25 protein-coding genes are annotated in these 24,294 nt (G+C 72.8%); 7 read left to right on the plus strand and 18 right to left on the minus strand.

The window, feature by feature from the left end; genetic code table 11:
- The first annotated feature begins 31 nt into the window (after positions 1-31).
- Entirely contained in the window at positions 32-3,931 is a 3,900-nt protein-coding gene (locus VSR01_RS23985) for a DNA-directed RNA polymerase subunit beta' (RefSeq protein WP_326451211.1), read from the plus strand.
- Positions 3,932-4,020: 89 nt separating this feature from the next.
- Here VSR01_RS23985 and VSR01_RS23990 read toward each other — a convergent pair whose 3' ends face one another.
- The 11 genes from VSR01_RS23990 to VSR01_RS24040 form a co-directional block, all read right to left on the minus strand.
- Entirely contained in the window at positions 4,021-4,284 is a 264-nt protein-coding gene (locus tag VSR01_RS23990; RefSeq protein WP_326451212.1) for a hypothetical protein, read from the minus strand.
- On the minus strand, positions 4,281-4,535 hold the full coding sequence (locus VSR01_RS23995) for a hypothetical protein (protein ID WP_442785523.1): 255 nt from the start codon (positions 4,533-4,535) through the stop codon (positions 4,281-4,283). Before VSR01_RS23995 ends, VSR01_RS23990 begins: the two co-directional genes overlap by 4 nt.
- Before the next feature lie 58 nt (positions 4,536-4,593).
- Positions 4,594-5,508, minus strand: coding sequence for a peptidoglycan-binding protein (locus tag VSR01_RS24000; RefSeq protein ID WP_326451213.1), 915 nt, complete (start codon positions 5,506-5,508; stop codon positions 4,594-4,596).
- 48 nt (positions 5,509-5,556) lie between these two features.
- Positions 5,557-5,943, minus strand: coding sequence for an ATP-binding protein (locus tag VSR01_RS24005; protein ID WP_326451214.1), 387 nt, complete (start codon positions 5,941-5,943; stop codon positions 5,557-5,559).
- Positions 5,944-6,074: 131 nt separating this feature from the next.
- On the minus strand, positions 6,075-6,626 hold the full coding sequence (locus tag VSR01_RS24010; RefSeq protein WP_326451215.1) for a hypothetical protein: 552 nt from the start codon (positions 6,624-6,626) through the stop codon (positions 6,075-6,077).
- Entirely contained in the window at positions 6,626-7,744 is a 1,119-nt protein-coding gene (locus VSR01_RS24015; RefSeq protein ID WP_326451216.1) for a hypothetical protein, read from the minus strand. The genes VSR01_RS24010 and VSR01_RS24015 overlap by 1 nt, the downstream gene beginning before the upstream one ends.
- Positions 7,741-8,796 carry a hypothetical protein gene (locus VSR01_RS24020; RefSeq protein ID WP_326451217.1) on the minus strand — a complete coding sequence of 352 codons (1,056 nt, stop codon included), beginning with the start codon at positions 8,794-8,796 and terminating at the stop codon, positions 7,741-7,743. Before VSR01_RS24020 ends, VSR01_RS24015 begins: the two co-directional genes overlap by 4 nt.
- An 88-nt stretch (positions 8,797-8,884) precedes the next feature.
- Complete coding sequence (locus tag VSR01_RS24025; protein WP_326451218.1) at positions 8,885-10,069, minus strand: hypothetical protein; 1,185 nt, start codon at positions 10,067-10,069, stop codon at positions 8,885-8,887.
- Positions 10,070-10,172: 103 nt separating this feature from the next.
- A complete protein-coding gene (locus tag VSR01_RS24030) occupies positions 10,173-11,114 on the minus strand; it encodes a phage distal tail protein (RefSeq protein WP_326451219.1) in 942 nt (313 codons plus the stop codon).
- A 130-nt stretch (positions 11,115-11,244) separates the two neighbouring features.
- Positions 11,245-12,555 (minus strand): tape-measure protein, encoded by a 1,311-nt coding sequence (locus tag VSR01_RS24035; RefSeq protein ID WP_326451220.1) that lies wholly within the window; start codon positions 12,553-12,555, stop codon positions 11,245-11,247.
- Positions 12,552-13,745 (minus strand): phage tail protein, encoded by a 1,194-nt coding sequence (locus tag VSR01_RS24040; RefSeq protein WP_326453786.1) that lies wholly within the window; start codon positions 13,743-13,745, stop codon positions 12,552-12,554. The genes VSR01_RS24035 and VSR01_RS24040 overlap by 4 nt, the downstream gene beginning before the upstream one ends.
- Before the next feature lie 1,127 nt (positions 13,746-14,872).
- Between VSR01_RS24040 and VSR01_RS24045 the strand changes: the two genes are divergently transcribed.
- Positions 14,873-15,784 carry a hypothetical protein gene (locus tag VSR01_RS24045; protein WP_326451221.1) on the plus strand — a complete coding sequence of 304 codons (912 nt, stop codon included), beginning with the start codon at positions 14,873-14,875 and terminating at the stop codon, positions 15,782-15,784.
- A 53-nt stretch (positions 15,785-15,837) separates the two neighbouring features.
- Here the strand turns inward: VSR01_RS24045 and VSR01_RS24050 are convergent, their stop codons facing one another.
- From VSR01_RS24050 to VSR01_RS24080, 7 genes are all read right to left on the minus strand, one after another.
- A complete protein-coding gene (locus VSR01_RS24050) occupies positions 15,838-16,176 on the minus strand; it encodes a hypothetical protein (RefSeq protein ID WP_326451222.1) in 339 nt (112 codons plus the stop codon).
- A gap of 65 nt (positions 16,177-16,241) precedes the next feature.
- On the minus strand, positions 16,242-16,529 hold the full coding sequence (locus VSR01_RS24055; protein WP_326451223.1) for a hypothetical protein: 288 nt from the start codon (positions 16,527-16,529) through the stop codon (positions 16,242-16,244).
- A gap of 92 nt (positions 16,530-16,621) precedes the next feature.
- On the minus strand, positions 16,622-17,215 hold the full coding sequence (locus VSR01_RS24060; protein WP_326451224.1) for a phage tail tube protein: 594 nt from the start codon (positions 17,213-17,215) through the stop codon (positions 16,622-16,624).
- A gap of 118 nt (positions 17,216-17,333) precedes the next feature.
- Positions 17,334-17,741 (minus strand): hypothetical protein, encoded by a 408-nt coding sequence (locus VSR01_RS24065; protein WP_326451225.1) that lies wholly within the window; start codon positions 17,739-17,741, stop codon positions 17,334-17,336.
- Between the two features lie 450 nt (positions 17,742-18,191).
- A complete protein-coding gene (locus VSR01_RS24070) occupies positions 18,192-18,389 on the minus strand; it encodes a hypothetical protein (protein ID WP_326453787.1) in 198 nt (65 codons plus the stop codon).
- The gene (locus VSR01_RS24075) at positions 18,389-19,162 is read right to left on the minus strand and encodes a hypothetical protein (RefSeq protein ID WP_326451226.1); all 774 of its coding nucleotides are present in this window, start codon (positions 19,160-19,162) and stop codon (positions 18,389-18,391) included. The genes VSR01_RS24070 and VSR01_RS24075 overlap by 1 nt, the downstream gene beginning before the upstream one ends.
- Positions 19,155-19,523: a hypothetical protein gene (locus VSR01_RS24080; protein WP_326451227.1), complete on the minus strand. Its 369-nt coding sequence runs from the start codon at positions 19,521-19,523 to the stop codon at positions 19,155-19,157. Before VSR01_RS24080 ends, VSR01_RS24075 begins: the two co-directional genes overlap by 8 nt.
- Positions 19,524-19,931: 408 nt before the next feature.
- Between VSR01_RS24080 and VSR01_RS24085 the strand changes: the two genes are divergently transcribed.
- From VSR01_RS24085 to fusA, 5 genes are all read left to right on the plus strand, one after another.
- A complete protein-coding gene (locus VSR01_RS24085) occupies positions 19,932-20,396 on the plus strand; it encodes a helix-turn-helix domain-containing protein (protein WP_326451228.1) in 465 nt (154 codons plus the stop codon).
- Positions 20,397-20,469: 73 nt separating this feature from the next.
- The gene (locus VSR01_RS24090) at positions 20,470-20,922 is read left to right on the plus strand and encodes a DUF1707 and DUF4190 domain-containing protein (RefSeq protein WP_326451229.1); all 453 of its coding nucleotides are present in this window, start codon (positions 20,470-20,472) and stop codon (positions 20,920-20,922) included.
- A gap of 340 nt (positions 20,923-21,262) precedes the next feature.
- Positions 21,263-21,634, plus strand: a complete 372-nt coding sequence (gene rpsL, locus VSR01_RS24095) for a 30S ribosomal protein S12 (protein WP_014144289.1) — start codon at positions 21,263-21,265, stop codon at positions 21,632-21,634.
- Positions 21,635-21,636: 2 nt separating this feature from the next.
- Positions 21,637-22,107, plus strand: coding sequence for a 30S ribosomal protein S7 (rpsG, locus tag VSR01_RS24100; protein ID WP_326451230.1), 471 nt, complete (start codon positions 21,637-21,639; stop codon positions 22,105-22,107).
- Positions 22,108-22,146: 39 nt separating this feature from the next.
- Positions 22,147-24,273, plus strand: coding sequence for an elongation factor G (gene fusA, locus VSR01_RS24105; protein WP_326451231.1), 2,127 nt, complete (start codon positions 22,147-22,149; stop codon positions 24,271-24,273).
- Positions 24,274-24,294 lie beyond the last annotated feature (21 nt).

Consider the following 24,294-nt stretch of genomic DNA (forward strand, 5'->3'; position numbering starts at 1 on the left):
TCGACGACCCCGAAAGAGGGATTGACGACAAGTGCTCGACGTCAACTTCTTCGACGAGCTGCGGATCGGCCTGGCCACCGCGGACGACATCCGGACCTGGTCGCACGGCGAGGTCAAGAAGCCCGAGACCATCAACTACCGCACCCTCAAGCCCGAGAAGGACGGACTCTTCTGCGAGAAGATCTTCGGCCCCACCCGGGACTGGGAGTGCTACTGCGGCAAGTACAAGCGCGTCCGCTTCAAGGGCATCATCTGTGAGCGCTGCGGCGTCGAGGTCACCCGTGCCAAGGTGCGCCGCGAGCGGATGGGCCACATCGAGCTCGCCGCGCCGGTCACCCACATCTGGTACTTCAAGGGCGTCCCGTCGCGCCTGGGCTACCTGCTCGACCTGGCCCCGAAGGACCTGGAGAAGGTCATCTACTTCGCGGCCTACATGATCACGTGGGTCGACGAGGAGCGCCGCACCCGCGACCTGCCCTCCCTGGAGGCCCAGGTCTCCGTGGAGCGCCAGCAGATCGAGCAGCGCCGCGACGCCGACGTGGAGGCCCGGCAGAAGAAGCTGGAGGCCGACCTCGGCGAGCTGGAGAACGAGGGCGCGAAGGCCGACGTGCGCCGCAAGGTGCGCGAGGGCGCCGAGCGCGAGATGAAGCAGCTGCGCGACCGCGCCCAGCGCGAGCTGGACCGCCTCGACGAGGTGTGGGCCCGCTTCAAGAACCTCAAGGTCCAGGACCTGGAGGGCGACGAGCTGCTCTACCGCGAGCTGCGCGACCGCTTCGGCACCTACTTCCAGGGGTCGATGGGCGCCGCCGCGCTGCAGAAGCGGCTGGAGTCCTTCGACCTGGAGGAGGAGGCCGAGCGCCTCCGCGAGATCATCCGCACCGGCAAGGGCCAGAAGAAGACCCGTGCGCTCAAGCGGCTGAAGGTCGTCTCCGCGTTCCTGCAGACCACCAACAAGCCCAACGGCATGGTGCTGGACTGCGTCCCGGTGATCCCGCCGGACCTGCGTCCGATGGTGCAGCTGGACGGCGGCCGCTTCGCGACCTCCGACCTGAACGACCTGTACCGCCGCGTCATCAACCGCAACAACCGGCTGAAGCGCCTGCTCGACCTCGGTGCCCCCGAGATCATCGTGAACAACGAGAAGCGGATGCTCCAGGAGGCCGTCGACGCGCTCTTCGACAACGGCCGCCGCGGCCGCCCGGTCACGGGCCCCGGCAACCGTCCGCTGAAGTCGCTGTCCGACATGCTCAAGGGCAAGCAGGGCCGCTTCCGGCAGAACCTGCTCGGCAAGCGCGTCGACTACTCCGCCCGTTCGGTGATCGTCGTCGGCCCGCAGCTGAAGCTGCACCAGTGCGGCCTGCCCAAGGCGATGGCGCTGGAGCTGTTCAAGCCGTTCGTGATGAAGCGCCTGGTGGACCTGAACCACGCGCAGAACATCAAGTCGGCCAAGCGGATGGTCGAGCGCGGCCGCACGGTCGTGTACGACGTGCTGGAAGAGGTCATCGCCGAGCACCCGGTGCTGCTCAACCGGGCGCCGACGCTGCACCGCCTGGGCATCCAGGCCTTCGAGCCGCAGCTGGTCGAGGGCAAGGCGATCCAGATCCACCCGCTGGTCTGCACCGCTTTCAACGCGGACTTCGACGGCGACCAGATGGCCGTGCACCTGCCGCTGTCCGCGGAGGCGCAGGCCGAGGCCCGCATCCTGATGCTGTCCTCGAACAACATCCTCAAGCCGGCCGACGGCCGCCCGGTCACCATGCCGACCCAGGACATGGTGCTCGGCCTGTTCTTCCTGACCACGGACTCCGAGGAGCGCCAGGTCAAGGGCGAGGGCCGGGCGTTCGGGTCGACCGCCGAGGCGATCATGGCCTTCGACGCGCGCGAGCTGTCGATGCAGGCGCCGGTGGACATCCGCTTCCCGGTGGGCACCGTCCCGCCGCGCGGCTGGACCCCGCCGGAGCCGGCCGAGGGCGAGGAGCCGTACCAGGTCGGTGACAGCTTCCGGCTGCGCACCACCCTGGGCCGGGCGCTGTTCAACGAGCTGCTGCCCGAGGACTACCCGTTCGTGGACTACGCGGTCGGCAAGAAGCAGCTCTCCGAGATCGTCAACGACCTCGCCGAGCGCTACCCCAAGGTCATCGTGGCGGCGACGCTCGACAACCTGAAGGCGGCCGGCTTCCACTGGGCGACCCGCTCCGGCGTCACCGTGGCCATCTCCGACATCGTGGTGCCCGAGGCGAAGAAGGGCATCATCGCCTCCTACGAGGCGCAGGACGAGAAGGTCCAGAAGCAGTACGAGCGCGGTCTGATCACCAAGCAGGAGCGGTCGGACGAGCTGATCGGCATCTGGACCAAGGCGACCAACGAGGTCGCCACGGCCATGAACGCCAACTTCCCGAAGACCAACCCGATCTTCATGATGGTCGACTCCGGGGCCCGCGGAAACATGATGCAGATGCGTCAGATCGCGGGTATGCGCGGCCTGGTCTCCAACGCCAAGAACGAGACCATCCCGCGTCCCATCAAGGCGTCGTTCCGCGAGGGCCTGTCGGTGCTGGAGTACTTCATCTCCACCCACGGCGCCCGCAAGGGCCTCGCCGACACCGCGCTGCGCACCGCCGACTCGGGTTACCTGACCCGACGCCTGGTGGACGTCTCGCAGGACGTCATCATCCGCGAGGAGGACTGCGGCACCGAGCGCGGTCTGAAGCTGCGGATCGCCGAGCGGCAGCCGGACGGCTCGCTGCGCAAGGCCGACGACGTCGAGACCAGCGTGTACGCGCGGATGCTCGCCGAGGACGTGGTGGTGGACGGCAAGGTCGTCGCGCCCGCCAACGTCGACCTCGGCGACGTGCTGATCGACCAGCTGGTGAAGCTGGGGGTCGAGGAGGTCAAGACCCGCTCGATCCTCACCTGCGAGTCGGCGGTCGGCACCTGCGCCTACTGCTACGGACGCTCGCTGGCCACCGGCAAGCTGGTGGACATCGGCGAGGCGGTCGGCATCATCGCCGCCCAGTCGATCGGTGAGCCCGGCACCCAGCTGACCATGCGTACCTTCCACACCGGTGGTGTGGCCGGTGACGACATCACGCAGGGTCTGCCGCGTGTGGTCGAGCTGTTCGAGGCGCGCGTCCCCAAGGGCGTCGCCCCGATCTCCGAGGCGGCCGGCCGGGTGCGCATCGAGGAGACCGAGAAGACCAAGAAGATCGTCGTGACCCCGGACGACGGCGCCGACGAGATCGCCTACCCGATCTCCAAGCGCGTCAAGCTCCAGGTCGGCGAGGGCGACCACGTCGAGGTCGGGCAGAAGCTCACCTACGGCGCGACCAACCCGCACGACGTGCTGCGCATCCTGGGCCAGCGACAGGTGCAGATCCACCTGGTGCAGGAAGTGCAGAAGGTCTACAACTCGCAGGGTGTGTCGATCCACGACAAGCACATCGAGATCATCATCCGGCAGATGCTGCGCCGGGTGACGATCATCGAGTCGGGCGACGCGGAGCTGCTGCCCGGCGAGCTGGTCGAGCGCGGCCGGTTCGAGACCGAGAACCGCCGCGTGGTGTCCGAGGGCGGTCACCCGGCCTCGGGTCGTCCGCAGCTGATGGGCATCACCAAGGCCTCGCTGGCCACGGAGTCCTGGCTGTCGGCGGCCTCCTTCCAGGAGACGACCCGGGTGCTGACGGACGCGGCGATCCACGCCAAGTCCGACTCGCTGCTCGGCCTGAAGGAGAACGTCATCATCGGCAAGCTCATCCCGGCCGGTACGGGCCTGTCCCGCTACCGCAACATCCGGGTGGAGCCGACCGAGGAGGCCAAGGCCGCGATGTACTCGGCCGTGGGCTACGACGACATCGACTACAGCCCGTTCGGCACGGGCTCGGGCCAGGCGGTCCCGCTGGAGGACTACGACTACGGGCCGTACAACGGCTGAGGGTCGCCCTCCGGGCAGGTAGCACGAGAAAAACGGGCGGCGCCCCGGGTTCGCGAGAACCCGGGGCGCCGCCCGTTTTCTCGTGGGGGTCAGCGGGAGGCCAGTTCGAGGGCCGTGACGACCACCGTCGCCAGGGCGGCCAGGGCTCCGATGCTGGCCAGCGGCCAGCGGGCGCGTTCCAGGGAGTCCAGTCGGCTCTCGTGGTCGGCGAGCTGGCGGTCGGTCTGGTCGCTGCGCTGGACGAGCAGGGCCAGCGCCCCGTCGACCCGGGCGAAGCCGGCCTCCACGGTGCCGCGCAGCCGCTCCAGCTCCAGTGCGACGGCGGCCGGGTCGGACAGGCTCGGCTCGCTCATGCACCACCGTCTTCCGGGACGTCGGTGCGCAGCCAGGGCGGCAGCGCGGCCTGCACCGCGGGCAGCGCCATCAGCCGGCTGAGGGCGCCGGCCACGGCGACCGCGCCGGCCGCCCACGGCAGCGTCGCGGTCAGGCCCGCGGAGTCGAGCACCGGCGGCAGCAGCACGCACAGGCCGACCAGGCTCTGCACGGCGGTGCGCAGGGCGCGCCTGGCGGCATCGGACAGGGCGGCATCCGGTGTGTCGGGCATGGTGGGTGCACCTCTCTTCCTCGCGTCTTCCTCGCGTCTTCCTCGCGCGGGCGCGCGGTCAGCCGGTGTAAGGGACGTTCAGGGCCGCCCAGGAGGCCGCGCCGGGCCAGCCGTCCGCATCCGCGCCGGTGTACCCGAGCTTGCGCTGCCAGCGGGCGTAGCTCTCCCGGTCGGCCTCGGTCCACTGCGGTCCCGGCCCCTGCCGGTACGCCGAGCAGCCTTCGGCGACCAGCCGCCTGCCCATCGCGGTGACCACCGGGGAGTGCGGCCGCGCGTGGAACCAGGCGGCGCCCGGGAAGGGCTGGTGGACCGGGTGCGCCGGCGGGTTCGGCGCGGACGGGGCCGACGCCGAGGGGCCGGAGGCCGGGTTCGAGGGGGACTGGCGCAGCCGGACCGCGATCTTGGCGCGGAGGCTGTCCATGGTGAAGCCGACCGGGTCGATCTTCGCGCTGGTCCACTCCTTGTGGCCGATCACCGAGGGCGCGTGCCAGCCGTGCGCGCGGCAGATCGCGGCCGACACCCGGACCATCGCGTCGAGTTGGGCGGCCGGCCAGGGGTCGCGCCCGTCGCCCATGTTGACGCACTCGAAGCCGTAGAAGCGGGTGTTGCCGTCGGCGGTGCGCTGCCGGGGCGGCGGCAGCGGAGAGCGCTCGGCGACGACCGCGGCCAGCACGTCGGGGTCGCCGGCGCCCGCGTGGTTGGCGCGGCCGTTGCCGACCAGGTGCACCGAGCCGTCCTTGGCGATCACGCCGTGGCACAGCGGTCCCGGCAGGTCGGAGCGGCCGTCGTAGCACAGGGCGACCGAGGCGTCGGTGCCGGTGGTGACGGTGTGGTGGATCACCACGCCGTTCACCGGCCCCCAGGCGCCCTTGCTGTTGCGGTTGTGGGTGCGCCAGCCCTCGTGTTCGACGACGGTGACGCCCTCGGCCCGCAGCGCGGACACGAGGGCGTCGGCGGACAGGGGGTTCGCCATGGTCCTCCCCAATCGTGGCAGGTGGAACGGGGGGTCGAAGGGGTACGGTCAGCCGCCGGAGGGGTCGGTGTCCTGCGGGGGCGCCCACTGCGCGCACAGCGCGGTGTAGCGGTCGGCGCGGTCCCGGAAGTCGGCGACGGCCTTGGCGACCGCGGCGGGCACCGAGGTCTGGTCCGGCGGGACCGGGTCGGTGCCGGCGGGGTTGACGATCACGTCGCCGAAGCCCTGGAGCACGGCGTCGCCGGTGCCGTACTCGCGGATCTGCGCGCTGACGTAGACCGCCGGGTACTGGCCGGTGATCGGGTCGGGTGCGAGCGGGCTGCCGAGCGTCTGGTCGTAGACGCGGATCACCACGGTGTGGCCGGAGTCGGTGACGGTCGCGCGGCCGTAGTAGTCCAGGGCGACGCCCCAGGGCTGCGCCGGGTCGATGTCCATGCGGGGTCCTTCGCGGGAGGTAGCGGTGAGGGGGAGCCGGGAGGGGGCCGGGGAAGAGACGGAAGGGGGCGGGGGCAGAGCGGGGGCGGGGGCAGAGCGGGGGCGGGGCGAGGGCAGAGCGCGGCCGCGGGTCAGCTCTGCGCGCCGTGCGCCATCAGCGGCTGCGCGTACACCGTGCCGCTCGCGCTGGTGACCTTCGCCTGCAGCTCGACGGTGATCTTCTTGCCGAACAGCGAGGGGAAGTCCGCCTTCGGGCAGACCGGGGCCATCACGTCGAGCAGCGCGCCGGCCGACACGACGTCGCCGAACGGCTTGCCGTCGACCAGCACCTGGACCTGCCCGGTGGCCCCGGCGGAGACCGCGGTCTGCACCACGATGTGCATCTGCGGCTGCCACACGACGTTGTAGGAGGAGGCGATCGGGGTCCAGCCGGTCGCGCTGGTCTGCGGCCAGTGCGCCTGCGTCAGGTCGGCCGGCGGCGTCATGGCCAGCCACGGCCGGCCCAGGCCGCCGGTCGACGCGTCGTCGGCGATGATCAGCTCGCCGTTGACGTCGTAGATCCGGATCGCCGAGCCGCCGACGCGGATGAGCGCCGGGCGGGTGTTGACCGCCGTGGACAGTTGCTTGATGCGGCGTTCCATCGCGGTGATCCGGTCGATGATGTCCTCGGGCAGCTGGGCCATCAGACGGCCTCCTCCAGATAGAGGTCGGCGGTGTCGGGGCGCCCGCGCTGCGGCGGGGTCACCTTGACGCCGATGATCCGGTAGCGCGCGTCGAGCCCCTCGGCCCACCACGCGTCGTGGATGCGCAGCCGCACGGTCCGGCCCAGCAGCGTCGGCGGCACCAGGTCGTCCAGCCGGATGGTGATCTCCGGGATCACCACCGCGCCGCGGGAGGCGGCGAGTTCGGCGGTGGCCAGCGAGTTCAGCGTCGGCACGTCGGTGACCGTGTTGTAGTCCGCGGTCAGGTCCACCCGCGGGTAGCCGGCCGAGATCAGGTCCTCGGCGACCTGCACGTCCGAGACCAGCGGCCGGGACTCCTCGGCCTGGTCGTCGTTGACCGACGCGCCGCGGGCCCTAGCGGTGGTGCCGCCGCGGGTGGCGTCGGCGGGGAAGGAGTAGGCGAGGATCGAACCCGGCATGTCCAGCACCAGGTCGGTGCTGCCGGTGGTGATCCGCGGGCTGCCCAGCCGCAGCCGCCGCACCCGCCGGGCGCTGACCGGGTCCCGGTAGACGGTGATCTGGTGCTCGAAGCCGTCGTCCAGCGCGGCGAGCTGGGTGATCGCGTCGTAGAAGACGGTCTCGTCGCCGTCGCGGTAGGCGACCTCGCGGGTGACGCCGGAGGTCTCGTCGCCGAAGGTGACGCCGATGTCGCCGCCCTCGTCGTGCTGCAGCGAGGCCCACAGCCCGCGCACGATGTCCAGCTGGTCGGCGCTGTGGGCGCCGGTCCAGTCCAGCGCGGTGCGGATGATGCGGCGGTTGGCGTAGGAGTCGAAGGTCGCCGCCTGGATCTCCAGGGTCAGCACGCCCCGGTCGGTGCTGGCCAGCGTGCTGGTCCAGACGATGCCGCCCCACCACAGGTCGCCGCCGCGCTCCAGGTACACCGAGGTGCGGCCCTCGTGGACCTGCCGGGCGCGGGCCGCGAGCGCCTCGTCCGGCAGCGGCACGGTCCCGGTGAGCGAGCCGGGCTTGCCGATGTAGTCGTCCAGCGTGACGTCGCGCAGCGGCAGGATGTCGAAGACGGTGTCGCTGCGCAGGTCGCAGAAGATCGCCCGGTACGGGGTGGTGGCCGCGGTGGTCATACCGCCGCCTCGTAGGTTCCGCTGCCGCTCAGGGAGTGGCCGGCCGCCCACACCCACGGGCTGACCGAGTCGGTGAGCCCGGTCACCGGCGCGGTCACGCCGGGCATCGTCGCGCTGATCTCCAGCTCGAACTGCGTGGTGGACGCGCAGCGCAGCCGCGCCACCGCCCGCTGCTTGACGTCGTTCGGGTACAGCTCGGCGAAGCCCATGCACGCCGGCACGCCGGCGGCCGGGACGGGCAGCGAGAACAGCCAGTTGTCCGAGGTGCCGGCGCCGGTGCCGAAGGCGGTCGTGGTGCCGAAGCCGATCTGGAAGGTGAAGTGCACGGTGGGGCCGTGCTGGACGTACCGGCAGGTGAGCGAGGCGTTGCCGAACGACGGCAGGTGCAGTCCCGAGGAGGTGGTCCACACCGGGGTCCAGTTGCGCCACACCGGGTCGGGGTAGGCGGGATAGCGGGCCCAGGCGTGGCCGTTCCAGCGCTCCAGGTGGCCGGTGGCCGAGGACTCGGCGACGTCGCGGAACTGGCCGGGGTAGGCGCCCGGCGCGGTGTCGGTGGACACCGGCAGGATGCCGCCGGCGGCGACCGTGGCGTTGCGCACGCCGGTGAGCGCGGTGGCCCACTGGATGCCGTTGCTGGCGCTCGCGTTGACCGGGACCTGCACCTGGTACAGCGCGATGGCCTGGGCGGGCACGGCCGGCGCCGCGGGGGTGGCGGCCGGCGTGCCCTTGATGATCTCCACGGTCGCCTCGTTGCGGCCCGAGGCGTCGAACTGGTCGTCGTAGACCCGCAGGACGACGAGGTCGATCCGGCCGTACTGGGCGTCGCCGTCGTCGAAGGACAGCGTCAGGTTCTCGGTGAGCGAGACGGCGTAGGCGCCCTGGGCGTCCAGGCCCTGGACCACCGCGCGCCCGGGGTAGACCTGCGCGGTCATCGCGGTGACCCCGACCACGGTGAAGCCGGAGATCCGGGAGGTCCCGTCGGCGGAGCCGGGCACCACGCCGGAGCGGGTGGCCATCGCCGAGGTGGGGGTGAAGGTGCCGGTCGGCGACACGCGGGTGTCCTGCGGCTCTGGCCGTTGTCGAGCAGCCAGGCGGAGTGGAGGGGCATGGTGGGAGTCCTTTGCGGGGCGGGATGGTCGGCTACACCGCGGGTTCGATGCGGATGAAGCGGTTGTCGAACCAGGTCTTCTTGGTGGTGTCGGTGGCGCGGTAGGCGCACGTCGCGGTGCACGAGGCACCTGGGGTGAGCCCGCCGACCCGGTAGGTGAACACCACCGAGTTCTGATAGCTGTAGGTGCCCGTCGCGGCCCGGTCGTCGCCGGCGTCGGAGATCACCGTGCTGCCCTGGGCGATCACCGCGCTGATGTAGCCGGTGGTGGTGGCGTCGCCGGTGGTGTGGACGGCCGCGCCGACCGTCACCAGGACCGCCCCGGTGGGCGGCGCGACGAAGCCCACGGCCATCGGCAGTCCCGAGGTGTCGCCGAGCGTCTTGACGTAGGTGGCGGACGACGTGCTGCCCGCGTCGGCGGAGGACAGGAACGCCGAGACGGCGGGGAAGACGGTCTGCCAGGCGGCGCCGTTCCACCGCTGCAACTGCCCCGCGTTGTCGCGGTACTGGCCGACGTAGCTCGCGGCGACCCCCGAGCCGCTGGGCACGATGCCGCCGATGCCCTGCGGGTAGGCCACCCACGCGGTGCCGTTCCAGCGCTGCAGCACGTCGCCGACGTCACGCAGCTGGCCGACGTACGAGCCGGGGACCGCCGCGTTGCCGTAGACCGGCAGCACGCCGCCGACGGCGACCGTGGTGGTGCGCAGGTCGGCCGCGTTCGCCCAGTCCACCAGACTGTTGGCGGCCGAGGCGTTGGCGTGCACGGTGACGGTGTACAGCGGCAGCGCCAGGTCGGGGACGTCCGGCGGCTGCGGAGTGGGGTTCGCCTCGCCCTCGACCACCGTGAGCACGGCCTCGGCGGTCCCGGTGTCGTCGTAGGAGCCGTCGCGGACCTGGAGGCAGATCAGGTCGATCCGGTCGTACTGGGCGTTGCCGTCGGAGAGCGTGACCGGCGTGGTCTCCGCCAGGGTGACCGGGTACGCGCCCTGGGTCGCCATGCCCTGGACGACCGCGCGGCCGGGTTCGATGGTGGCGGACATGCCGGAAGTGTTCTTCAGCCAGAACCCGGCGACCTTGGCGGTGCCGTCGGGCGAGCCGGGCAGGATGCCGGACCGCACCCTGAGCGCGTCGGCGGGCAGCGTCGCGCCCAGCTGCGTCAGCCGGGTGTCCTCGCGCGACTGGCCGGTGGGGGTGAGCCACGAGGAGCGTACGGTCATGGGAACTCCGTTTCGGAAGCGGTGGGTCGGGCGGAGGCGGGCCGAGGCGCGGGTGCGAGCCGGGTTCGGCGCGGGCCGGGGGCGCGCGGGCGGGGCCGGCGGCTCACCACTCGGCGCTGCGCCAGCTCACCGCCATGCGCGCGTCGGGCGTGGAGATCTCCGGCCGGAAGGACAGCTCGAAGCGGCCCGGCGCGAAGGCGAACAGCTCCTCGGGGCTGCTGTCGGCGCCCGCGGTGTGGCGGCGCGAGGCGGTGCCGTTGAGAGTGACCGTGCCGGCCGCGGTGTCGACCTCCAGCTGGTCGCCGGGCGCGAGCTCGATCTCGTAGCGCAGCCGGCGCCCGCCGGTGTGCTCGGTGACCGCGGGGTTGGTGCACGGTCCGGTGAAGGTGATGACCGGCTGGGTGGGCGCGGAGCCGTTGTTCTCGGCGCTGACGTCGCCGGTGCTGGTGGCCGGGCCGAAGTCCAGCGGCCAGCTCAGCGGCCAGGTCAGCCCGGTCTCGGGCTCCGGCGGCGCGGTGCTCAGGGTCTGCTGGTCGGCGGAGTAGCGGCGCGGGTCGTCGGACTGCCACTGCACCGCGGCGCGGGCCACCCCCTGCGTGGCGTACGCGCGGTCGGCGGGCAGCACCCGCTGGTTGACGCGGGCACGGGTGACGAGGGTCTCGCCGTGCAGCCGCACCGACAGCCAGCGCTCGTCGTCGCTGAGCGACAGCGCCTGGCGCAGCGCCCGGATCGCGGTGACGGTGGCGTCGCCGGCGGCGGACGGCAGCACCCAGATCTGGCCGGAGACCTTGCGCGGCTTGGCGTAGCGCGAACCGGGCCAGGCGCCGTGCGCGGTCGGCCGGTCCGCGTCGCTGGTGTCGAAGTCGGGGATGTCCTCCCAGCCGGACAGCCCGTTGCTGTCGATCTGGTAGGGCGTGCCGGGGCCCATCAGCAGCCCGGCCCACTGGAGTTGGCCGTCGCGGGTGATCAGGGAGCCGGGCGCCAGGTCGTCGGTCGGCCCGGCTGCGGGCTGGTCGTCGCCCGGCGGGGTGTCGGTGTCGGCCATCGGAGACGTCTCCTGCCTGTCGTGACTGTTCGGAAGGTCGTGCGGACGCGGGGCCCGCCGGGCCTGTGGGATCTGTGGGGCCCGGCGGTCACAGCGGCGCCGCCGCGGCGCGGGCGGTGCGCGCCGGCCGTCATGCCGGCGCGGTCGCCGCGGCCGTCGCCGTCGCCGTCGTCGCGGCGAGGAAGAGCAGGTCCTCGGCGATACCGCGGGCGCCGTCGCCCGGCCGCTCGTGGAAGGCCGCGATCCGGTACGGCCCGCCGGCCGCGCCGGTCCGGCCGGCGGGTCCGGCCGCCGCGGCGGAGCGCAGCCGCCGGTCCAGCGCGGTCAGCGGCAGCACCCGGCGGGCGGCGCGCGCGGTGGCCGGGAGCACCACGCCGCCGTCGGCGAGCATGGGGATCGTGTCGATGTGCACGCCGAAGTGCTTGCCGAGGAAGGAGAAGCCGAGCGAGTTCAGGCCCTCGATGACCCAGTTGGCGAAGCCGATGATCCCCTCCAGCGGCGCCTTCATGACCGCGACGACCGCCTGGAGCCCGGTGCGGACGAAACCGCCGATGCCGCCCAGGGCGCTCGCCACGGCGTCCTTGACGTGCTGGAAGGCGCGCGGAAGGTCCCGGGTGAGGAAGTCCAGCACCGGCCTGACCGCGTTCCGGAAGGAGGTCCACAGCCCGGAGACCGTGCCGCGCAGCGGTGCCACGGCGCTCGACACGGCGGCCCGCATGCCGGGGAACCCCTTGGTCAGCAGGGCGCTGACCACCGTGAGCACGTCGACCACCACCGTCAGGTAGGCGGTGAAGTAGGTCGCGACCACCGTGCCGATCACCTTCAGCGCGGGTGCGAGGTAGGTCGCGACCTGGAGAAGGCCGCGCGCCGCCTGGTCGAAGACCTGCTGGATGATCCGCTGCCCGGTCTGCGAGGTGACCGCCAGGTCGATCAGCTGCGAGGCCAGCGGCAGCAGCAGCCCGGTCACCAGACCGATCGGCGTGGTCCTCGACAGCAGGTCGATCGCCGTCATCACCGCGGACGCCACCGTCGCGGCCTTGCCGAACAGGTCCATCAGCCGGGCGATCTGCGGCACCGCGAGCAGCATCCCGCCGACCAGCGAGAGCAGCCCGCCGAGCGCCGAGTCGAGCCTGCCCAGGCTGCTCCTGATCCGCCGGGCCGCCGCGGTCACCGCCGCGAGGCCGGTGGCCGCCGAGGCGGCGCCGCGCGCGGTCCGGGTGATGGCGCGGGCCCCGGCGTCCGCTTCCGCCCTGATCTGCCGCAGGATGCCGGCGGCCTGCGCCGCCGAGCCGCGGATCCGGCCGGCCGCCGCCCTGGCGGCGGACGTGCCCGCGGTGACCGCGGCCAGCGGCGCGCGCACGGCGGCCGCGGGGAGCAGCAGCAGCTCCACGGCGGCGCCGACGCCGGCCAGCGCGGCGCCGGAGGCGTCGGCGGCGCTCATCCGCGGGCCTTCGCCAGGAACATCAGCGCGTCGGCGGTGGCCTGCGGGCTGGTGGTGGTCGCGGCGTAGTAGTTCTCGATCCGGAAGCCCGCGGCGCTCGCGCCGTCACCGCCGCCGAGCCGGGCCTGCGCGGCGGTGCGCGACAGCAGCCGGTCCAGGGTGCTCAGCGGCAGCACCGCCTCGGCCTCGCCGGCCTCGGCGAGGATCGCCGGCACGCCGCCGGACCGCGGCATCACCAGGCCGCCGGTGGCCAACTGCGGGATGGTCGGCAGGTGCACCCCGAAGGACTTGCCGCCGACGCCCGGCACCCAGCCGGGGATCGACACGTGGATCGCGTTGATGCGGCCGATCGCGGAGTTGATCAGTCCGATCACCGAGTTGATCGGACCGGTGACCGCGCCGCGGATCGCGCCGAACGCGTTCTGCGCGATGCCCTTCAGACCGCCCCAGATGCTGGACAGCTTGTTCCGCACCGCGGTGAACGCGTCGGGGATCGCGGACCTGATCCAGGTGACCACCGGGCTGATCACGGCCTTGACGCCGTTCCAGACGCTGCTGACCACCGCCTTGATCGCCTTCAGCGCGGTGGTGATGACGGCCTTCCACAGGTCCACGTAGGTTTTGACGACGGTGGCGACGGCCTTGACGACGGTGGTGACCGCCGTCCTGATGCCGTTCCATACCTCCTTGAACAGGGCGCCGGCCTTCTGCATGATCGGGCCGACGGCCTTCATCACGGCGGCGATCACCTGGTGGATGACCTGGAACGCCTTCTGCATCACCGCCTGCATGGTCTTGGAGCGGGTCGCCATGTCGACGACCTTCTGGATCAGTGGCGCGAGCAGCTGCATCAGCAGGCCGAGCAGGTTGCCCTTCATCGACTTGTTGAGGCCGTCCATGCCCTGGCCGGCCTTCTTGGCGCCGGACTCGAAGCCGCCGAGGCTCTTGCCGCCGGTGGTGCCGGTCCGGCCGGCCTTCGTCATGGACCGCTCGGCCTGGTCGGCGGCGCTCTGCACGGACTTCAGGCCGCTGGTCGAGCCCTGCGCGGACGACCTGAGCTTCTTCAGCTGTCCGTCGGCGGAGCCGGTGCCGTCGCCGAGGGTCTTCACCGAGCGCCCGGCGGCGGTGGCCTGGGCGGCGAAGTCCCGCAGCGAGGTGACGGCCTGCCGAAGAGAGCCGGCGAACGTCACCACGTCACGGCCGAGTTGGACCAGCGCCCGGCCCAGCGTCAGCAGTGAGGAGGCCAGCGACTTCACGTTTCTGCCGGTGCTGCCGAACGCCTGGCCGAGCGAGCGCAGCGAGGCGCCGACGTCGCGCACCGAGCCGGCGACCGAGCGGATGCCGTCGCCGATGCCGCGGATCGCGCCGCCGATGCCGTCGATCGAGGAGACGACGTCCTTGACGCCGGTGGCGATCTTGCCGATCGCGTCGCCGACCGAGCCGATGGCCTCGGCGACGGTCCTGATCGGCTTGGCGACGGCCTCGCCGACGTCCCCGCCCAGGCCCTTGATCGCGGTGCCGATCTTCCCGATCGCGCCGGAGACGTCGGTGGCGATCTGCCGCGCGACGCCGCCGACGGCCTTGCCCGCCTTGGTGATCGCGGCGGTGACGGTCGCCAGCGGCTTGCTGACGGCGGAGGCGATCGAGGTGCCCAGGCGCTGGATCGACGTCCCGACGCCGGTCAGCGTCCGGTCCACCTCGGCGGTGATCGCCGAGCCGATGCCGGCGGTGATCTTCCTGATCTGCGCGGTGACGGCGGCGCCGATCCGCGCGAGCGGCTTCTCGATGTTCGCGGCCAGCGACGCGGCGATGGCCGCGACGGACCTGGCGAGGGCGCCGGTGGAGCCGGCCAGCCGGGCGACGGCCCGGTCCAGGCCGTCGACGGAGCGGGCCACGCCCGTCACCGCCTTGCCGATGCCGGTGATGGACTTCTCCACCGAGCCCAGGGACTGCTGGAGTCGGGCGGTGGTGCTCGCCACCCCTTCCCTGAAATCGGTGAGCACCTGTTCCGGGGGTGCAGCGGTCATGTTCGGCCTCCTTCGGCCGCGGGCGGCCGGGGGTCTGCCGCGGCCCTGCGGCGCGGCCGCGGCCGCCGCTCGGCGGACGGGCCACAGCTGCCGGACGGCGGCGGGAGGTATGATTCAGCGTTTGCCCACTGGTAAACGCGCAGGTCAAGTCCCCATTGGAGGGGACATTCCGGTCGATGGGGCCGGGCCTGGAGGAACGGCCGACCGCGTGGCGAGGGGGCTCCGCGGAGGTTGTCGCACCGGTGCGCTGTAGTGGTACGCGGGGGGACGAGACGTCCAGGGAGATGTCGGTGGGTGGGGATGACAACCAGGGGGGAACCGTCGACCCCGCGGGCGGCGGCGCCGTACCGCGGGAGCACGGCGCGGGCGAGGACGCGGGAGCGGCGGCCGGCCTCGTGCCGGGAGCGCTCCCGGCGCCGGGCGCACCGACCCGGCCCCCGGCGGCGGCCGGTACCGGGCTGCCCCGGCTGATGGCGCGGCTGGGACGGCTGCTCGAACGGCACGGGCCCGAGGGCGTCGTGGTGATGTCGGAGGAGGAGTACGAGCGGGTCCAGCACGCGACGTACGCCGCCGGCTGGCAGGACGCGGCGCAGGAGTACGGCCCGCGGATCGCCGCGGCCCGCTGGGAGGGCTGGCTCGGCCGGTGGCGGCCGATGCGGGTGATGGACGCGCCGGGCGAGGTCATCGCGTTCCCCGCGGGACAGCGGGGTGGCGAGCCGGGCGACCCGGCCGGGGAGGCGGGGCCCGCCCCGGAGGCGGGGCGCGACTCCGGGGCGGGTGGGGTGTCCGGCGGGGCATCGGGTGGGGTGCAGGGTGGGGTGTCCGGCGGGACGTCGGGTGGGGTGCCGGGTGCGGTGTCCGGCGGGACGTCGGGTGGGGTGCAGGGCGGCGTGCCGGGTGGGGTGTCCGGCGCTGCGTCGGGTGGGGTGCAGGGTGGGGTGTCCGGCGGGACGTCGGGTGGGGTGCCGGGCGGCGGTTCCGGCTCCGCGCGGGGGCGGCCCCGGGGCGGGACCCCGGTGCCGCGGCCGTTCCTGTCGCCGAAGAACCGCCGCTCGAAGTCGCCGACGATCCCCCGGCTGCCGGCGAAGGAGCCGCACCGGCCGCGCCGCGCGGCGGACGCCGCGGACGGCCCGGCGCAGGCCCGGGGCCAGCAGCAGCCGGGCCCGTCGCCCGCGTCGGCCCCGGACGAGCCGGGGGAGTGAGGCCGCGGGCGCTCGGCGAGCGCCCGCGGCGACAGCCCCCGGCCGCCGTCCGATCAGCCGAAGAAGCTCAGCAGCTCCGCGGCGGAGGGGCGGTGCGGGTGCGGGTCGGCGTCGGGGTCGGCCTCCGGGTCGCGGCGGGTGCCGTCCGGCCGGGGGAGCGGGGCCGGCGGGTCGGTCGCGTCGGCGTCCTCGTCGCTGTTGACGCGCGCGAACATCCAGTTGGCGGCGGTGAGATGGTCCACGGCGGCGGCCAGCAGGTGGTCGGTCACCGTCCAGTCGGCGGCCTCCCCGTACAGCTCGCGGTGGACCGCGCTGTCCCGCGGCAGGTGCCGGACCAGCACCGCGAGGCGCCGGCTGGAGAGCCGGCCGCGGTGCCGGTCGAGCAGGTCCACCCCGTAGAACCTGAGCAGGTCCGCTTCCAGGGCCTCGGCGTGTTCTTCGGCGAACTCGTCGAGGCTCAGCCTTCCCCCAGGCCGAGCCCGGTCTCCTTGCCGTAGGCCTCCAGGATGGCGGCGACGTCCTGCATGGTCAGCTCGTGCTGCTCGAAGCGCGGGTACTGCTCGTCGCCGAGGAGGAGCCGGAGCAGCCCGTCCACGTCGTTGTCGTCGAGCGCGCGCAGCTGCCGGGCGACGGTGCGCGGCAGCTCGGTGGGCAACTCGAAGGACTCGTCGTCCAGTTCGAAGGACCAGGTGCGGCCGAGCGCCTCCTGGCGCTGGGCGCGGGCGGCGTTGACGTTGAAGGACATGGCTTCCTCTCGGGAATGACGGGTGGGTGCGCGGATGCGGCGGACGGTGCGCGGGGCGGCGGGAGTGCCGCCGCCCCGCGCCGGGCGGTCGGTCAGGCGGCCGGCGCGGCGTAGGCCGCGTCCTTCATGTAGAAGGTGGCCAGCGGGTCGGTCCCGTTGTTCAGCGCGGTGAAGGTGACGCCGAGCTGGGCCGCGGCCTTGCGGGCCAGCTTGATGTCGTCGCTCGCGGTGACCTGGCCGCGCGGGATGACGAAGCGGTACGTCACCGCGCCGCCGTCGGTGAACTCCAGGCCGAGCGCGCGCTCGTCCGCGCCGGGGCCGTCGGCCAGGTCGTAGCGGTAGACGTCGCCGGTCGCGCCGGAGACCGCGGCGACCTTGCCGCCGCCCATGAACAGCGGCAGCGTGTCGGCGTTGAACTGGAGCAGCGAGAACTTCAGCGTCAGGTCCCGGTCGGAGTAGACGAAGCGCACCGGGCTGACCGCCTGCCAGGTGTCGACCGGGTCGAGCTTGTCCTTCTTGCTGAAGGTCACGCCGTCGGACGAGGTGAAGCCGAGGTCGGTCCAGCCGGTCCAGTCGGCGCTCCCGTCCGCGCTGAACGTGCTCGGCGCGGTGGCGCCGATGGCCCCGACCAGGACGCGGCCGGTGCCGGCGATGCGGATCTCGGAGGAGTTGTTGCTGTTCGCCATGGTGTTCTCCCAGGGGTGGTGGATACGGCAGAGGCCCCGCCGGGCGGCGGGGCCTCGTCTGTGGGGCGCGGGGGTCGCGCCGGGGCGCGCGGTGGGCCTTCGCGGCCCGCGCCGGCGGTCAGCGGACGTCGAGCGCGAGCTTGATCACGCACACGTAGCGGTTGGCCGCGCGGTAGAGGTAGTCGGGCATCCAGCGCGGCCCGTCCTGCTCGACGACGTCGGTGAACGTGGTCCCGCCGTACGTGCCGCCGAGGGTGGCGAGCAGCGCGTGGCGGGCGGCGTTGGCCAGGATCGAGGCGCTGGCCTTGTCCGGGCCGTAGACCTCCAGCTGCATCATCGGGTTGTCCAGGTACAGGTCGCCGACCCAGGTGCCGCCCAGCCGGCTGACCAGCACGGCGCTCTGCGTCCCGTCGAACCCGGCCGGGGCGTCCCGGCTGACCTCGGCGGCGCCCAGGGACGGGTCGCTCTTCAGGATGTCCACGACGAGCTTCTCGACGTCGGGGAAGGCGATCGGGGGGGTCGTCATGACGGTGTCACCTCGTGGAGGGTGGTCGCGGTGTCGCGGCGGACTCGCGCCCGGTCGCGACGGTGGCGTGGCCCCGTCCCGCGGCGGGGGCTCGGTCGCGGGGCGTGCCGGGCCGGGGCCCTCGCCGGAGGGAGCGGTACGGCCTGCGGCCCGGCACGCGAAGACGGCGGGCCCCGCCCTTGCGGGCACAGCTCCGCCGTCCCCTCAACTGTTCCTCATTTCGCGCGCGCACGCAACCACTCTCGGATCGGGCCTCCCGAGACCCCGGCGCAGCCCCCCGCGACACGGCTGCGCCGGGCGTCGAGATCGGGGGCGCGGGGAAAGCCGTACTGCCCGTTCGGGGCGGGGCATGGCGACGGCCCCCGGGGGAAGACCGGGGGCCGGGAGCGGAGCGGTGGTCAGGGCGGTGGGTCAGGACAGCGGGTCAGGGCGGCGGGTCAGGCCGGCGGGTCAGGACGGCGCCTTGGGGGACGAGGGGCGCCGCGTTCCGCCGTGCGCGGCACGTTCCGCCGCGAAGACGTCCTCCAGCCGGAACACGTGTGCCCGTCCCACCTTCCCCGCCGCGGTCAGATACCCGAGACGCACCCACGTGCGAAGCGTCGCCGGCGCGACGCCGACCTCCCGCGCGGCCAGCGCCGCGGGCAGCATCACGGCCCCACCTCCATCGCCCGCGCGAACCGCGCCATCTCCGCGGGCCCGACCCCGAGCGCCGCCCACTCGCCCTCCGGCCAGACGTGGCGGTACGCCGGATCGTCCCGGCACCCGCACTCCGCGACCGCGCACCTGCACCCGGGGTTCACACACAGCACCGCCCGCCGCGCGGGGAACGCCCGCAGCGACACCGAGGCGCACCAGGGACACCGCCCCGGCACCCGTACGATCTGCTCCGCGTCGCCCAGCGCCCGCGCGCAGCGCCGCGCCATCCGCCGCGCCTCGTCCCGCACATGGCGGGCCAGCACCGGGTGCGCCGCGACCGCGTCCAGCAACGCGCCGATCCGGCGCAGCCGTTCGGGCACCCGCGCCCGGCGCGGCAGCGGCAGGCCGAGCTTCGCGTGCACCGCCTCCTCCAACTCCACGACGCCGTCGGTGATGTCGCGGATCGCGTCGGAGACGTGCAGCCGCAGCGGCGCGGCGCTGTGGCCGGGCACGGCCAGTCCGTGCCGCTGCCGCACCAGCAGCGCGTCCTGGCGCTCGGCGCGCAGCAGGGCGGCCTCGGCGGCCCTGGCCCGTTCGCCCTCCCGGCCGCCGCGGTCGTCCGCGCCGCGCTCCGGCTCGCGTGGCCGCGCGCCGCGTCCGGGCGCCAGCTCCTCGATCAGCTCCGGGAACTGGCGGACCAGCATCCCGATCCACAGCGCCGCGTCGCCGACCGTGCCGGCCGACTCCGCCGTGCCGCCCGCCTCGTCACCTTGCTGCTCAGACATCCGTACCCCTTTCACCCGCACCCCTCTCGCCTGTGGTCGCGCCGACGCCGACCGCCGCGCCCGCCGTGCCGCCCGCGCCCGAGGCGCGCCTCGCGCGCACCGCGCCCGCCGCGCCCGCCGCCTCCGTACGCACCGAACCGGCTTGCGCCGCGCGGCCGTTGCGCCACAACCGGCCGGCGCACACGCCGTCGAACCAGGACGCCGCCGGCGCCACCGTCTCCTCGCACTCGCGCCGCACCGTGCACACCGCACACGCGCGCAGCGCGGGCTCGGCGTCGGCGGCGCGGCGGGCGAAGACCGCGGCCGCGGGGAGACCTCGGCAGGCGGCGGCGGCCTGCCAGGACAGAGCAGGGAGGGACATGGAACCTCCGGATGGGTCCGCCGTCGCTGTGCGCGACGGGGCAACCACGGTGACATCATGCGTGCGAGCGCGCAACTAATTGGCCGTCCGCGCGGCGCGGCGGACGTGCCCAGCGCGCCCCGGGGTCCCGCCCCGCGCGCCCCAACGCACCCCTGCGCACCCCCGGCGCGGGTCCCGCGCGCACCGGCCGCGCGCTCCTTCCCGGAATCCCGCGCGCTCCCGCCCCGCGCGCCCTCCGGGATCGCCCGCCGCACCTCCGCCCCCTCGCCGTCCCACCGATCGCGTGCGCCCCGCAGGTAAACGGAACGGGTCCGTCTCCAGAGAACCTCCACGAATTGCGTGCGAGAAGGCACGTAATTCCGTGCGCGCAAGCGCGCTAAGCTGGATGCCCCTGGAGGGAGCAGGTGCATGACCACCACCCAAGAACTTGACGCCTTCGCGAGCTGGGTCGAGGACCTGATGCGCAGGCGCGGATACGACATCGACAGCCCCCGCGGCGGCGGCAAGTCGCGCATCGCGGACGAGGCCGGTGTGCACCGCGCCGCGGTCACCCGGCTGCTGCAGCGGCAGAGCATGCCGGACCTGGAGACCACCCGGCGGCTGGCCCGGGTGCTCGGCGTGCCGGTGCGCGACATGCTGATCCGCTCCGGCCGGCTGACCGCGGAGGAGCTGCCGCTGCCCGCCGCCGGCTCCGCAGGCGACGCCGCGGACCTCGACGCCGACGGCCCGCCCACGCTGGAGGAACTGGCCGAGGTGCTCGGCGTGCCCGCAGACCGGCGTGACATGTTCGTCAAGGTGATCGGCCAGTTCCTGCCGGCCGAGGCCGGGGAGCCGCCGCGCGAGGGCACCGCCCCGGCCGGCCACCGTCCCTGAGCCGGCCCTGAAACGTCCCTGATGTCTGCCCGCACACCGCTCGCACCGCCCGCCCCCCGGGCATGATGGAAGCATGCTGGCGGGTGACGCGGACCGGGAGCGCGCGGTGGACGTCCTCAAGGACGCCTTCACCGAGGGGCGGCTGACCCGGGACGAGTACGACGAGCGGCTCGGCCGCGCTTACGCCGCGCGGACCCACCAGGACCTGGCGCTGCTCACCGGCGACCTGCCCGGCCCGCCGCCGCGCGCCTTCCCGCCGCCGCGCGCCTTCCGGCCGCCGCTGCCGCCGCGCACCAACTCCTACGCGGTGGCCTCGCTCAGCTGCGGGATCGCCGGGACCTTCCTCGGCCTGCCGGCCGTCCCCGCGGTGGTGCTCGGCCACATGGCCAGGCGCCGGATACGGCAGACCGGCGAGCAGGGCGACGGCCTCGCGGTCGCCGGCCTCGTCCTCGGCTACACCGTCTGCGCCCTGCTGGCCGCCGTCCTCGCCCTCCTCGTCGTGGTCGCGGTCCTCGTCGCGACCTGAGACCCTGGGACGCGGGAGCGTCGCCGCGCGAGCCCGCCCCCGGCGGGCCCGGCCCGGCCGCCCGGCCCGGGGTTCCGGCCGGATCACGGGCGTGTCCGGCCCGTACGCATTTGTTTTGACCCCAGCGAATGCGATAGGTACGCTCTGACCTTGTGCCTGGGGTGTGCCCGGGTTCTTGTGCGTGCCATCGGGCCGCACGGGAGCGCCGAGGCCGTGACACCCGCACCTCCGCACCTTTCCGGACGCTTCGGATACGTGTGGGGTGTGCGACACACCCGACCGCGTGGGTCGGTCCCCAGGTTAGTTCCATCGAGATCGGCACACAGAAACCGGAGAAACGGTGCCTACGATCCAGCAGCTGGTCCGCAAGGGCCGGCAGGACAAGGTCGAGAAGAACAAGACGCCCGCGCTGAAGGGCTCGCCCCAGCGCCGCGGCGTCTGCACGCGTGTCTACACGACCACCCCCAAGAAGCCGAACTCGGCGCTGCGGAAGGTCGCACGTGTGCGTCTGACCAGCGGTATCGAGGTCACCGCTTACATCCCGGGTGAGGGTCACAACCTGCAGGAGCACTCGATCGTGCTCGTGCGCGGCGGTCGTGTGAAGGACCTGCCGGGTGTTCGCTACAAGATCATCCGCGGCTCGCTCGACACGCAGGGCGTCAAGAACCGCAAGCAGGCCCGCAGCCGCTACGGCGCCAAGAAGGAGAAGTAAGCATGCCTCGTAAGGGTCCTGCCCCGAAGCGCCCGGTCATCGTCGACCCGGTCTACGGCTCTCCTCTGGTGACGTCCCTCGTCAACAAGATCCTCCTGCACGGCAAGCGGTCCACCGCCGAGCGCATCGTGTACGGCGCCCTGGAGGGCCTGCGCGAGAAGTCCGGCACCGACCCGGTCATCACGCTCAAGCGCGCGCTGGAGAACATCAAGCCCACCCTTGAGGTCAAGTCCCGCCGCGTCGGCGGCGCGACCTACCAGGTGCCGGTCGAGGTCCGCCCGGGCCGCCAGAACACCCTGGCGCTGCGCTGGCTGGTCGGCTACTCCCGCGCCCGTCGCGAGAAGACCATGACCGAGCGGCTGATGAACGAGATCCTCGACGCCAGCAACGGCCTCGGCGCCTCCGTGAAGCGCCGCGAGGACACGCACAAGATGGCCGAGTCCAACAAGGCCTTCGCGCACTACCGCTGGTAGTCGTACACCCCATCGAGAACCGAGAGAAGACTGAGCCACATGGCCACCACTTCGCTTGACCTGGCCAGGGTCCGCAACATCGGGATCATGGCCCACATCGACGCGGGCAAGACGACGACCACCGAGCGGATCCTGTTCTACACCGGTGTTTCGTACAAGATCGGCGAAGTCCACGACGGCGCCGCCACCATGGACTGGATGGAGCAGGAGCAGGAGCGCGGCATCACGATCACGTCCGCCGCGACGACCTGTCACTGGCCGCTCGAGGACGTCGACCACACCATCAACATCATCGACACGCCCGGCCACGTCGACTTCACCGTCGAGGTCGAGCGCTCGCTGCGCGTCCTCGACGGCGCGGTCACCGTGTTCGACGGTGTCGCCGGTGTGGAGCCGCAGTCCGAGACGGTGTGGCGCCAGGCCGACCGCTACGGCGTGCCGCGCATCTGCTTCGTCAACAAGCTCGACCGCACCGGCGCGGAGTTCCACCGCTGCGTCGACATGATCGTGGACCGCCTCGGCGCGACCCCGCTGGTCATGCAGCTGCCGATCGGCGCCGAGGCCGACTTCAAGGGCGTGGTCGACCTCGTCCAGATGAAGGCCCTGGTGTGGTCCGCCGAGGCGACCAAGGGCGAGATGTACGACGTCGTCGACATCCCGGCCACCCACACCGAGGCGGCCGACGAGTGGCGCGGCAAGCTGCTGGAGGCCGTCGCCGAGAACGACGACGAGATGATGGAGCTGTACCTGGAGGGCACCGAGCCCACCATCGAGCAGCTGTACGCGGCGATCCGCCGCATCACCATCAACTCCGGCAAGGGCGGCGGCACCACCGTCACCCCCGTGTTCTGCGGCACCGCGTTCAAGAACAAGGGCGTGCAGCCGCTGCTCGACGCGGTCGTGCGCTACCTGCCCTCCCCGGTCGACATCGAGGCCATCGAGGGCCACGCGGTCAACGACGCGGAGCAGGTCGTCACCCGCAAGCCGTCGGACGACGAGCCGCTCTCCGCGCTCGCGTTCAAGATCATGAGCGACCCGCACCTGGGCAAGCTCACCTTCGTCCGGATCTACTCCGGTCGCCTGGACGCGGGTTCTTCGGTGCTGAACTCGGTCAAGGGCAAGAAGGAGCGCATCGGCAAGATCTACCGCATGCACGCCAACAAGCGTGAGGAGATCGAGTCGGTGGGCGCCGGCGACATCGTCGCCGTGATGGGCCTGAAGCAGACCACCACCGGTGAGACGCTCTGCGACGACAAGAACCCGGTGATCCTGGAGTCGATGGACTTCCCGGCGCCGGTCATCCAGGTCGCGATCGAGCCCAAGTCCAAGGGCGACCAGGAGAAGCTGGGTGTCGCCATCCAGCGGCTCGCGGAGGAGGACCCCTCCTTCCAGGTCCACTCGGACGAGGAGACCGGCCAGACCATCATCGGCGGCATGGGCGAGCTGCACCTGGAGGTGCTGGTCGACCGCATGCGGCGCGAGTTCCGGGTCGAGGCCAACGTCGGCAAGCCGCAGGTCGCGTACCGCGAGACCATCCGCAAGGCGGTCGAGCGGGTCGACTACACCCACAAGAAGCAGACCGGTGGCACCGGTCAGTTCGCGAAGGTGCAGATCGGCATCGAGCCCATCGAGGGCGGCGACGCGTCCTACGAGTTCGTCAACAAGGTCACCGGCGGCCGCATCCCCCGCGAGTACATCCCCTCGGTGGACGCGGGCGCCCAGGAGGCCATGAAGTTCGGCATCCTGGCCGGCTACGAGATGGTCGGCGTGCGGGTGATCCTGATCGACGGCGCCTTCCACGAGGTCGACTCCTCGGAGCTCGCCTTCAAGATCGCCGGCTCGCAGGCCTTCAAGGAGGCCGCGCGCAAGGCCAGCCCCGTGCTCCTCGAACCGATGATGGCCGTCGAGGTCACCACCCCCGAGGACTACATGGGCGACGTCATCGGCGACCTCAACTCCCGCCGTGGCCAGATCCAGGCCATGGAGGAGCGCAGCGGCGCCCGGGTCGTCAAGGGCCTGGTGCCGCTCTCGGAGATGTTCGGCTACGTCGGCGACCTGCGGTCGAAGACCTCGGGCCGGGCCAGCTACTCCATGCAGTTCGACTCCTACGCCGAGGTTCCGCGGAACGTCGCCGAGGAGATCATCGCGAAGGCCAAGGGCGAGTAGTAACTCGCCGTAGGCTTGAAT

The organism is Actinacidiphila sp. DG2A-62 (assembly GCF_035825295.1).
Lineage (GTDB): Bacteria > Actinomycetota > Actinomycetes > Streptomycetales > Streptomycetaceae > Actinacidiphila.

Excerpts from the sequence above, each read along its gene's own strand:
- VSR01_RS24025 (WP_326451218.1), bottom strand. The coding sequence starts at position 10,069 with ATGACCGTACGCTCCTCGTGGCTCACCCCCACCGGCCAGTCGCGCGAG.
- VSR01_RS24055 (WP_326451223.1), bottom strand. The coding sequence starts at position 16,529 with ATGTCCTTCAACGTCAACGCCGCCCGCGCCCAGCGCCAGGAGGCGCTC.
- VSR01_RS24090 (WP_326451229.1), top strand. The coding sequence starts at position 20,470 with ATGCTGGCGGGTGACGCGGACCGGGAGCGCGCGGTGGACGTCCTCAAG.
- VSR01_RS24015 (WP_326451216.1), bottom strand. The coding sequence starts at position 7,744 with ATGACCACCGCGGCCACCACCCCGTACCGGGCGATCTTCTGCGACCTG.
- VSR01_RS24070 (WP_326453787.1), bottom strand. The coding sequence starts at position 18,389 with ATGCTGCCCGCGGCGCTGGCCGCGCGGGAGGTCGGCGTCGCGCCGGCG.
- VSR01_RS24080 (WP_326451227.1), bottom strand. The coding sequence starts at position 19,523 with ATGTCCCTCCCTGCTCTGTCCTGGCAGGCCGCCGCCGCCTGCCGAGGT.
- VSR01_RS24000 (WP_326451213.1), bottom strand. The coding sequence starts at position 5,508 with ATGGCGAACCCCCTGTCCGCCGACGCCCTCGTGTCCGCGCTGCGGGCC.
- VSR01_RS24085 (WP_326451228.1), top strand. The coding sequence starts at position 19,932 with ATGACCACCACCCAAGAACTTGACGCCTTCGCGAGCTGGGTCGAGGAC.
- VSR01_RS24010 (WP_326451215.1), bottom strand. The coding sequence starts at position 6,626 with ATGGCCCAGCTGCCCGAGGACATCATCGACCGGATCACCGCGATGGAA.
- VSR01_RS24075 (WP_326451226.1), bottom strand. The coding sequence starts at position 19,162 with ATGTCTGAGCAGCAAGGTGACGAGGCGGGCGGCACGGCGGAGTCGGCC.
- VSR01_RS24030 (WP_326451219.1), bottom strand. The coding sequence starts at position 11,114 with ATGGCCGACACCGACACCCCGCCGGGCGACGACCAGCCCGCAGCCGGG.
- VSR01_RS24035 (WP_326451220.1), bottom strand. The coding sequence starts at position 12,555 with ATGAGCGCCGCCGACGCCTCCGGCGCCGCGCTGGCCGGCGTCGGCGCC.
- VSR01_RS24065 (WP_326451225.1), bottom strand. The coding sequence starts at position 17,741 with ATGACGACCCCCCCGATCGCCTTCCCCGACGTCGAGAAGCTCGTCGTG.
- rpsG (WP_326451230.1), top strand. The coding sequence starts at position 21,637 with ATGCCTCGTAAGGGTCCTGCCCCGAAGCGCCCGGTCATCGTCGACCCG.
- VSR01_RS23995 (WP_442785523.1), bottom strand. The coding sequence starts at position 4,535 with ATGCCCGACACACCGGATGCCGCCCTGTCCGATGCCGCCAGGCGCGCC.
- VSR01_RS24060 (WP_326451224.1), bottom strand. The coding sequence starts at position 17,215 with ATGGCGAACAGCAACAACTCCTCCGAGATCCGCATCGCCGGCACCGGC.
- VSR01_RS23990 (WP_326451212.1), bottom strand. The coding sequence starts at position 4,284 with ATGAGCGAGCCGAGCCTGTCCGACCCGGCCGCCGTCGCACTGGAGCTG.
- fusA (WP_326451231.1), top strand. The coding sequence starts at position 22,147 with ATGGCCACCACTTCGCTTGACCTGGCCAGGGTCCGCAACATCGGGATC.
- VSR01_RS24005 (WP_326451214.1), bottom strand. The coding sequence starts at position 5,943 with ATGGACATCGACCCGGCGCAGCCCTGGGGCGTCGCCCTGGACTACTAC.